Raw genomic sequence first — 9088 nt, forward strand, 5'->3', positions numbered from 1 at the left:
TGAACGGGCATGGCAGAAACATCCGATCAGGAAAGCAAGACAGAAGAGCCGACCGAGAAGAAAGTCCGTGATTCGCTCGAACAGGGCAAAATTCCGGTCTCTCGGGAGGCATCCATCTTCGCCTCGATGGCCGCGCTGATGGTGATCCAGGCATTCCTGATCGGCCAGGGCGTGCAGCAATTGGTGCCGACGCTGAAGGGGCTGCTCGACGATCCCGAGGGCTTTCCTCTCGGCACCGGGGCCGACGCCCAGAATCTCCTCACCGTGGTGGGGCTTCAGGCGTTTCGATTCCTGGTGCCGCCGCTCGTCATCCTGGTGGTGTTCGGGCTCGCCGCATCGCTGCTGCAAAATGCGCCGCGCCTGGTGCTGCAGCGTATCATGCCGGATCTGTCACGGATTTCCCCGATCGGCGGCTGGAGCCGCCTGTTCGGAACGCGGGGCCTCGTCGAGTTCGGCAAGTCGCTGTTCAAGCTCGGCTCGGTGAGCGCCGTCGTCGCCTTCGTGCTGCGCTCGTCCGAAGCGAGGGCATTCGAGGCGATGTACACCGATCCGGTCGCTCTGCCGGAGATGATCCTCAACATCGCGATGCGGATCGTCTCGGCCATCTGCATCGCGACCATCGTCCTGGTCGCGATCGATCTCGCCTGGGCGCGCTTCCACTGGCGGCGCGAGCTGCGCATGACCAAGCAGGAAATCAAGGACGAGCACAAGCAGGCCGAGGGCGATCCGCTGGTCAAGGCGCGCCTGCGCTCGCTGGCGCGCGATCGCTCACGGCAGCGGATGATCGCCTCCGCTGCGCGCGCGACGCTGGTGATCGCGAACCCGACGCACTTTGCGATCGCGCTGCGCTACAAGCGCGAGGAGAACCCGGCGCCGCTCGTGGTGGCCAAGGGCATGGACGTGATCGCCCTGAAGATCCGCGAGGTCGCCGAGCAGAACAGGATCCCGGTGATCGAGAACAAGGCTTTGGCGCGCGCGCTCTACGAGGCGGTCCAGGTCGATCAGGTGATTCCGGCGGAGTTCTTCCGGCCCGTCGCCGAGATCATCTACTTCCTGCAGTCGAAGCAGGCACCGCGCCCGGAAAAGGTTCAGTAGATTTCCGAGGATGGTGCTCCGCGCAACAGCTTGACGAAAGCTTAACGCCCTAGGGTTCTTCCCGAATGGACCGGAATGGGGCTGTCGTGGGACCGCTTTATCTCTTCGAACTCGCATCGTCGCAGGCGCGGTACCTCGAGCTCCGCCAGTCGACCATCGCCACCAACGTCGCGAACGCCAATACGCCCGGCTACAGGGCGCGCGACGTCGAGCCGTTCAACAAGGTGCTCGACACCATGCCGGTCAGGCTTGCGGCGACATCGCCGTCACACATGCAGCTGTCGGCTGCCGAGACAGACACGCGCGCGAACGCCAAGAAGGACAGCTGGGAAGTGGTTCACTCCGGCAACTCCGTCAGTCTCGAGCAGGAAATGATCAAGGGCAACGACGTCAATCGCGACTATTCGATGAATTCGGCGGTCGTGCGCTCGTTCCATCGCATGCTGCTGTCGAGCGTGAAGACCTGAGGTGAATTGATATGCTGGACGCACTGAGCGCCTCTCTGACAGTTGCGAGCTCCGGACTCGAGGCGCAGTCGACGCGCATGCGCATCGTCTCGGAAAATCTTGCCAACGCGACGTCGACCGGCCGCACCGCCGGTGCCGATCCCTATCAGCGCAAGACCATCACGTTCGATGCCGCGATGGACCGTGCCTCGGGCGCGCAGCTCGCGAAGGTCAAGGAGATCGGCGTCGACACCACGCCGTACCGCGTCGAATACGATCCCGGGCATCCCGCCGCCGACAAGGCCGGCTATGTCAAGATGCCGAACGTCAACATGATGATCGAGATGGCCGACATGCGGGAAGTCAACCGATCCTATGAAGCCAATCTCCAGGTCGTGAAACAGGTGAGGTCGATGCTGGGCATGACCATCGACCTTCTGAGGAGCTGACAATGCTTGAGGCGATTTCATCCACCGCAATCTCTGCAGGGCAGGCGGCGTCCCGCGCCACCGAAACCCAGGCCATCGCGCCCGCTGCGCCGACGTCAATCCAGTCGCTCGACGATGTTGGATTTGAATCGGTAATGAAGCAGGTGACGACGGATGCGATCGGCACGCTGAAGGCGGGCGAGGCGGCGTCGATCTCGGCGATGCAGGGCAAAGAGTCGACGCGGAAGGTCGTCGAGGCGCTGATGTCGGCCGAGCAGGCCTTGCAGACGGCGGTCGCGGTTCGCGACAAGGTCGTGCAGGCCTACCAGGAAGTCGTCCGGATGTCGATTTGATCTGAGGGAGTGGGTTAAGTGAAATCGCTCGCCATTGCGGCCACGGGCATGAATGCCCAGCAGACCAATATCGAAGTCATCGCGAACAACATCGCCAACATCAATTCGACGTCGTACAAGCGGGCGCGCGCCGAATTCACCGATCTGTTCTACCAGATGGACCGCATGCAGGGCGTCGCGAACGTCAACGGTTCGTCGCCGATCCCGGAGGGCGCCAATCTCGGCCTCGGCGTCAAGTCGGCGGCGATCCGCAAGCTGCACATCCAGGGCGCGCTGACGCAGACCGGCAACCCTTACGACCTCGCGATCAACGGCCGCGGCTGGTTCCAGGTGCTCGGTCCCAACAACGAGGTGCAGTACACCCGCGCGGGTTCGTTCAACGTCAATGCCAACAGTCAGCTCGTCACCACCGACGGCTATCTGCTGGATCCCGCAATCACCATCCCGCAGGGAACGGTCGAGGTCACGGTCAATGCTACCGGCCAAGTATTTGCCAAGCTGGACACGGAAGTGAACCCGCGGCAGATCGGCCAGCTTAACCTCGCTAACTTCGCCAACGAAGCGGGCCTCGAGCCGCTGGGCAGCAATCTCTATCGCGAGACCACGGCGTCGGGCACGCCGGTCGTCGGGCTGCCGGGCGATGCCGGCTACGGCAAGATCAACCAGAAATATCTCGAAGCCTCGAACGTCGATCCCGTCAAGGAAATTACCGAGTTGATCTCGGCGCAGCGCGCCTACGAGATGAATGCCAAGGTCATTCAGGCCTCGGATGAAATGGCCTCGACCGTATCGAAGGGCCTTCGCTAGTTCCGGTGTGTCCATGTTGAACAGGGTGGGCCTGATCGTACGCGGGTTGGCCGCCGTGCTGCTGGTTCTCGTCTCCACGCGCGTCGCCGTGGCCGAGGAGAAGCGGCTGCCCGTGCCGGCGGTCTCGATCCGTGCCGGCGAGCTGATCCGGGACGACATGATCACGGAGCGCGCCTTCGCGCCGAACCTGCTCGGCGTCGCCATGTTCATCGAAGGACGCCAGGTCCTGGTCGGTCGCATGGCCCGGCGCGCGCTGCTGCCGGGCCAGCCGATCCCGACCAACGCGGTGGAGGATCCCTGGACCGTCGCCCGCGGCGCCATGGTCAAGGTCGTGGTGGAAGACAGTGGCCTGTCGATCGTCACTTACGGCTCGGCAATGCAATCGGGCGCCGCCGGTGCGCTCATTCCGGTACGCAACACCGACACCGGCGTGATCATCAGGGGCATCGTTCAGCCGGACGGCACCGTCAAGGTCGTGGACGGGTCATGACCAGGTTCCTGCTCGCGCTCGTCCTGCTCGTTTCCGCCGCCAGCGCCCAGGCCGCCGTCCGCATCAAGGACATCGCGGATATCAAGGGACTGCGTGAGAATCAGATCGTCGGCTATGGCCTCGTCATTGGCCTGAACGGTACCGGCGACACGCTGCGCAATGCCCCGTTCACGGAGCAGTCCCTGCAATCGATGCTCGAGAACATGGGCATCAACGTCAGGAACGAGACCACGAGCACCAACAATCCCCCGCGTCCGACCACGTTGCGCACGCGCAACGTCGCGGCCGTGATGGTCACGGCAGACCTGCCGCCCTCGATCGGGCCCGGTGAGCGGATGGACGTGACGGTGTCGTCGCTCGGCGATGCGACCTCGCTGCTCGGCGGCACGCTGGTGATGACGTCGCTGCGCGCGGCGGACGGTGCGGTCTACGCGGTGGCGCAAGGGGCGGTCACGGTTGCCGGCTACAGTGTGGGAGGCCAGGCCCAGAACGTCAGCCAGGGCACGCCGACCGCCGGGCGCATCCCGAACGGGGCGCTGGTCGAGCGTGAGGTGCAGGGAAGCCTCCATGAAATGGAATTCCTGGTGCTGGAGCTCAAGAACCCGGATTTCGTCACCGCAACCCGCATCCTCGACGCCATCAACCGCTATGCCGGCGGCCGCTATCGTGCGCAGATCGCCTTCGAGCGCGACTACCGCACCATCGTGCTGTCGAAGCCGCGCTACATCGGCCCGGTTCGTTTCCTCGCCGAAATCGGCGAGCTGACCGTCGAGCCGGACACGCCGGCGCGGGTGGTGATCAACGAACGCACCGGCACCGTGGTGATCGGACGCGACGTGCGGATATCGACGGTTGCGGTGACGCACGGCAATTTGACGGTCCGCGTCACCGAGATGCCTGTGGTGTCGCAGCCGGCACCGTTCTCGCGGGGCCAGACCGTGGTCGTGCCCCAGACCATGGTCGAGGCCAACGAGGCCGGATCGCAAGTGGCCATTCTGAGCGGCGTCGACCTCCAGCGCCTGGTTCGCGGATTGAACCAGATCGGCCTCAAGCCATCGGGCATCATCGCCATTCTCCAGGCGATCAAGACGGCCGGCGCGCTCCAGGCCGACGTCATCGTCCAATGATGCATAAGCGTCGTGCAAGCTTGGTCGCGCATTGCTCAAGTCTCGACCGAGAATCGCACGCGGCCCGATGTTGAAGCTGGATCACAAAGCCAAACTCCTCCTGCTGGTCGCGGCCGCGGCACTTGCGGGCACTTCGCCCGTGCTTGCGCTGGATGAAGCCAAGCCATCGAAGCCGCTGAACCTGCTGTCCTTCGCGCGTGCCCGCGCGCCGGGACCGCAAAAGCCGGCTCCCGCGTCGCCGATACCAGGCGATAATGCATCAATCCGGGCGACTGCGTGGGCGGCCGAAGATTCCGGGCCCGCCACGACCGGCGCGGTGCCGGCACCCGAGCCTCCTGCCCCAACCCCTGCTCCTGCACGCGCAGCGGCACCTGCACCCGCAGCCGCGCCCGTTCGGCCCGCCAAGCCCGGCAGCGTCACGGCGCCGCCGAAGCCTGCATCGCCGCAGGCTGCCGTCTCCGCCGACAACGAGGTCCCCCTGTTCTGCAGCAACGTGGCCGATCCCGCCGTCGATGCGAGGCTCGCCTGGCAGATCAAGGAGCTGGAGAAGGCCGAGACGCAGCTCCGTGAGCGGATCGCCGAGGTCGAGGCCAAGCGTGCCGAATACGAGAAATGGATGGTGCTGCGCGACGACTTCCTGAAGAAGGCCGAGGCGCAGGTCGTCGAGATCTATTCGAAGATGAAGCCGGACGCCGCGGCCACCCAGATCGCCGGCATGTCGGACGAGACCGCTGCAGCCGTGCTTGCCAAGCTCAGCCCGAGGAGCTCGAGCGCAATTTTCAACGAGATGGATACGGCGCGCGCCGCCCATCTCGCCGACGTGCTCGGCGGAATGCGCCGCGTGGATGACGGAAAGACCAAATAGATGAAGAATCTGATCCTCATCCTGTCGCTCCTGATGCTTGCCGGATGCGTCAATGACCCGGCCGAGGTCCTGACCGGTCCGCGATTGTCGCCGGTCGGCAGCGGCCTGAGGACGCAGGCCGATCCGATCCCGGTGACGCCGCGCGTGCGCACGCCCGTCAGCTACCGCTCGACCTGGGACGACGGCACCGACCTCTACCGCGATCCCCGCGCGCGGCGCACCGGCGACGTCGTGACGGTGATCATCTCGATGCAGGACAAGGCCAAGCTCGACAACAAGACCGACCGCTCGCGCGATTCGCAGATCAAGTTCGGGCTGGACTGGCTGATGGACGTCGCGGGATGGAGCGACAAGGGCTCCACTACCGCCAACCTCAGCACCAACACCCAGATCAAGGGCAACGGCCAGATCGATCGCACCGAGGACATCAAGCTGTCCATCGCGGCCATCGTCACCGACGTGTTGCCGAACGGCAATATGATGATCAGCGGCTCGCAGGAATTCCGCGTAAACACCGAGATGCGCGTGCTCAATGTCGGCGGCATCGTGCGTCCGCGCGATATTTCGCGGACCAACACGATCTCCTACGACAAGATCGCGGAGGCGCGCGTGTCGTATGGCGGTCGCGGAAATCTGTCTGACGTACAGCAGCCTGGATGGGGACACCGGATCTATGACACCGTGGCGCCGTTCTGAGATTCGTGCCGGCATGACCGCGCCGCGAGGGCAGGGGACGCCATGCGCCTGATTGCGGCCATCCTGGCGCTGACCCTGGTCGCGATCGGAGCCGGCGCTCTTGCCGGCCTGCATCTGTTTGCGACCGCCGAGCGCGTCGCCGACGCGAAGAAGAACGCCACGGAGCCGCCGATCGCGTCGAGCTACGCCGGCAGCGCCCGGCTTCGCAAATTGTCCCCGATCGTGACCAATCTCGCCGCGCCGGCCAACAACTGGGCTCGCGTCGAAGCCTCCATGGTGACAGAGAGCATGAGCGACGAGGATGCCGGCATCCTGGCGGCCCATATCAGCGAGGACATCGTGACCTATCTGCGGTCGGCGTCGGTCACGCAATTCGAGGGATCGCGCGGGCTCCAGCATCTGCGCGATGATCTGACCGAGCGCGCCAATATTCGCTCGTCCGGCAAGGTGCGCGAATTGATCATAGAGACGTTGGTGATCCAGTGAGAGTGAAAGTCCTGCTGCTTGCGTTGCTTCTGGCCGTGCTGCCCGAGGTGGCGCTCGCCCAGATTCCGGACCTCAACTCGCTGCTGCCGCCCGGCAATGGCTCGACCAGCGGCCGCATCATCCAGCTGATGGCGCTGATCACGGTGCTGTCGGTGGCGCCGGGGTTGCTGATCATGGTGACGAGCTTCACGCGATTTGCGGTGGCGCTGTCGTTCCTGCGCTCCGGCCTCGGCCTCCAGACCACGCCGGCCAATCTGGTACTGGTCAGCCTTGCGTTGTTCATGACCTTCTACGTGATGGCGCCGACCTTCGACCGCGCCTGGGAGGCCGGCGTCCAGCCGCTCATGAAGAACGAGATCTCGGAAGAAGAAGCTTATCTGAAGATCACAGATCCGTTCCGCGAGTTCATGCTGGCCCATGTCCGCGACAAGGATCTGCAGACCTTCGAGTCGCTCGCCGCCGAAAGCTTTCGCAAGAAGTTCGACGACAAGCGCATCGACCTGCGCGTGATCATTCCGGCCTTCATGATCTCCGAGCTCAGGCGTTCGTTCGAGATCGGATTCCTCATCATGCTGCCGTTCCTCGTGATCGACATGATCGTGGCGACGCTGACCATGTCCATGGGCATGATGATGATGCCGCCGACGATCCTCGCGCTGCCGTTCAAGATGCTGTTCTTCGTGCTGATTGACGGCTGGAACCTGCTCGCCTCCGGACTGGTGCGGTCGTTCTCGTAACGACCGTCGGCCGATGGGCGGGTTATGGTTAGCGAGAAGTACCGGCTTATGGTTAGCGGTGGGTAATGTTAACCATATGATTTTGCTGAGAAATTCAGGCCGATCTTAATCTGCGCGCAAGATTCGGCGTGCTAGCAATGCGGCACGGCGGGTTGGACCCCACCCACATCAGTCCAAAGGCATGATGCCGCCCCTCCGTACCGGTGAAAGCCCGGTATGTCCCCTCGTGAAAATGTAACGCGTACATAAAGGGACATTCGCAATGTCAAGCCTGCTTACGAACTCGACCGCCATGACCGCGCTCCAGACCCTGCGGTCTGTCAGCTCGCAGCTCTCCACCACGCAGACCCGCATCTCCACCGGCCAGCGCGTGTCGACCGCTTCGGACAACGCTGCCTACTGGTCGATCGCGACGTCGATGCGCTCCGACAACGCCGCGCTCTCCGCGGTCTCCGACTCGCTCGGTCTGTCGGCCGCGACCGTCGACACCGAATACACCGCTCTGAACACGGTCATCGGCGACAAGGACTCCGGCCTGACCAAGCTTCAGGCGCTGCTGGTCGAAGCCAAGACCGCCGGTATCGACCGCTCCAAGATCCAGGCCGACGTCACCCAGATCCAGGCGCAGATGAAGTCGACGGCGAACTCGGCGACGATCAACGGCATCAACTGGCTGAGCATCGACACCTCGACCGGAACCACGGCGACACCGACGAGCTTCAGCCTCGTGTCGTCGTACTCGCGCGTCGGCAGCACGCCCACCATCGGCTCCATCACGGTGACGACCGCCACCTTCGCGCTTTACACCACCGGCGGCGCAACCAAGACCGGTATCCTTGATACGGTGGCCGGCTCCACCGGCGCGTCGATCGACACGATCGCCATCGGCTCGCTGACCGACGCGGCGACCGACCAAGCCAAGCTCGACGGCTACATCGCGCAGGTCACCGCCGCAATCGGCACGGTTGCCTCGGCCGCCGCCAATCTCGGTGCCGTCAAGAACCGCATCGCGACCAACACGGAGTTCGTCAAGAACCTGATGGACTCGGTGGATCGCGGTATCGGCCAGCTCGTCGACGCTGACATGAACCAGGAATCCACCCGCCTTGCGGCCCTCCAGGTTCAGCAGCAGCTCGGCGTGCAGGCGCTCTCGATCGCCAACAACAGCAGCCAGAGCATCCTGTCGCTGTTCCGCTAAACTTCAGGTCATCTGGAGGAGGGCCGCGCTTCGCGAGAAGCGCGGCCCTTTTTTCTGGCGTGACGCCGCGTCCGCGCCATGATTCAGGCTCGATGTTGCAACCGAGTCACAGAGCCACAAGCCTCGCACAAGCTTCGACGGCTAGCCTCCCGCTACGACAGGTTGGGTCCTTCACAGGCATTACTGTGGCCCAAAGGCATGACGCCGCCCTGTCGTACCGGTGCAAGTCCGGTATGTCCCCAAACTCAATTCAATCGTCAAAGGGACATCAAAAATGGGTTCTAGCCTTCTCACCAACTCGTCTGCAATGACCGCGCTGCAGACCCTCCGCAACGTCAGCTCGCAGCTCGCGACCACGCA

General features: G+C 63.9%; 12 protein-coding genes. All 12 read left to right on the forward strand.

All coding sequences use genetic code 11. From position 1 onward, the window contains the following. Positions 1 to 9: 9 nt before the first annotated feature. The 12 genes from flhB (at position 10) to JQ635_RS33845 (ending at position 8728) form a co-directional block, all read left to right on the forward strand. Positions 10 to 1095, forward strand: coding sequence for a flagellar biosynthesis protein FlhB (gene flhB / locus JQ635_RS33790; RefSeq protein WP_211414093.1), 1086 nt, complete (start codon positions 10 to 12; stop codon positions 1093 to 1095). A 65-nt stretch (positions 1096 to 1160) separates the two neighbouring features. Then, on the forward strand, positions 1161 to 1562 hold the full coding sequence (flgB, locus tag JQ635_RS33795) for a flagellar basal body rod protein FlgB (protein ID WP_211414094.1): 402 nt from the start codon (positions 1161 to 1163) through the stop codon (positions 1560 to 1562). An 11-nt stretch (positions 1563 to 1573) separates the two neighbouring features. Beyond that, complete coding sequence (flgC, locus tag JQ635_RS33800) at positions 1574 to 1990, forward strand: flagellar basal body rod protein FlgC (RefSeq protein WP_080135283.1); 417 nt, start codon at positions 1574 to 1576, stop codon at positions 1988 to 1990. Positions 1991 to 1992: 2 nt separating this feature from the next. Then, positions 1993 to 2322 (forward strand): flagellar hook-basal body complex protein FliE, encoded by a 330-nt coding sequence (locus tag JQ635_RS33805; protein WP_211414095.1) that lies wholly within the window; start codon positions 1993 to 1995, stop codon positions 2320 to 2322. A gap of 18 nt (positions 2323 to 2340) precedes the next feature. After that, complete coding sequence (gene flgG, locus JQ635_RS33810) at positions 2341 to 3129, forward strand: flagellar basal-body rod protein FlgG (protein WP_018641259.1); 789 nt, start codon at positions 2341 to 2343, stop codon at positions 3127 to 3129. A 13-nt stretch (positions 3130 to 3142) separates the two neighbouring features. Next, entirely contained in the window at positions 3143 to 3619 is a 477-nt protein-coding gene (flgA, locus tag JQ635_RS33815) for a flagellar basal body P-ring formation chaperone FlgA (protein ID WP_211414096.1), read from the forward strand. Beyond that, a complete protein-coding gene (gene flgI, locus JQ635_RS33820) occupies positions 3616 to 4746 on the forward strand; it encodes a flagellar basal body P-ring protein FlgI (protein ID WP_211414097.1) in 1131 nt (376 codons plus the stop codon). Before flgA ends, flgI begins: the two co-directional genes overlap by 4 nt. A gap of 67 nt (positions 4747 to 4813) precedes the next feature. Beyond that, positions 4814 to 5611 (forward strand): MotE family protein, encoded by a 798-nt coding sequence (locus JQ635_RS33825; protein ID WP_211414098.1) that lies wholly within the window; start codon positions 4814 to 4816, stop codon positions 5609 to 5611. Next, the gene (flgH, locus tag JQ635_RS33830; protein WP_211414099.1) at positions 5612 to 6307 is read left to right on the forward strand and encodes a flagellar basal body L-ring protein FlgH; all 696 of its coding nucleotides are present in this window, start codon (positions 5612 to 5614) and stop codon (positions 6305 to 6307) included. 42 nt (positions 6308 to 6349) lie between these two features. Further along, entirely contained in the window at positions 6350 to 6793 is a 444-nt protein-coding gene (locus tag JQ635_RS33835) for a flagellar basal body-associated FliL family protein (protein WP_211414100.1), read from the forward strand. Next, positions 6790 to 7530 (forward strand): flagellar type III secretion system pore protein FliP, encoded by a 741-nt coding sequence (fliP, locus tag JQ635_RS33840; protein WP_211414101.1) that lies wholly within the window; start codon positions 6790 to 6792, stop codon positions 7528 to 7530. Before JQ635_RS33835 ends, fliP begins: the two co-directional genes overlap by 4 nt. Before the next feature lie 262 nt (positions 7531 to 7792). Beyond that, positions 7793 to 8728 carry a flagellin gene (locus tag JQ635_RS33845; protein ID WP_211414102.1) on the forward strand — a complete coding sequence of 312 codons (936 nt, stop codon included), beginning with the start codon at positions 7793 to 7795 and terminating at the stop codon, positions 8726 to 8728. The last annotated feature ends 360 nt before the right edge of the window (positions 8729 to 9088 follow it).

The organism is Bradyrhizobium iriomotense, assembly GCF_018130765.1.
In the GTDB taxonomy this organism is placed as follows: Bacteria; Pseudomonadota; Alphaproteobacteria; order Rhizobiales; family Xanthobacteraceae; genus Bradyrhizobium; species Bradyrhizobium iriomotense_A.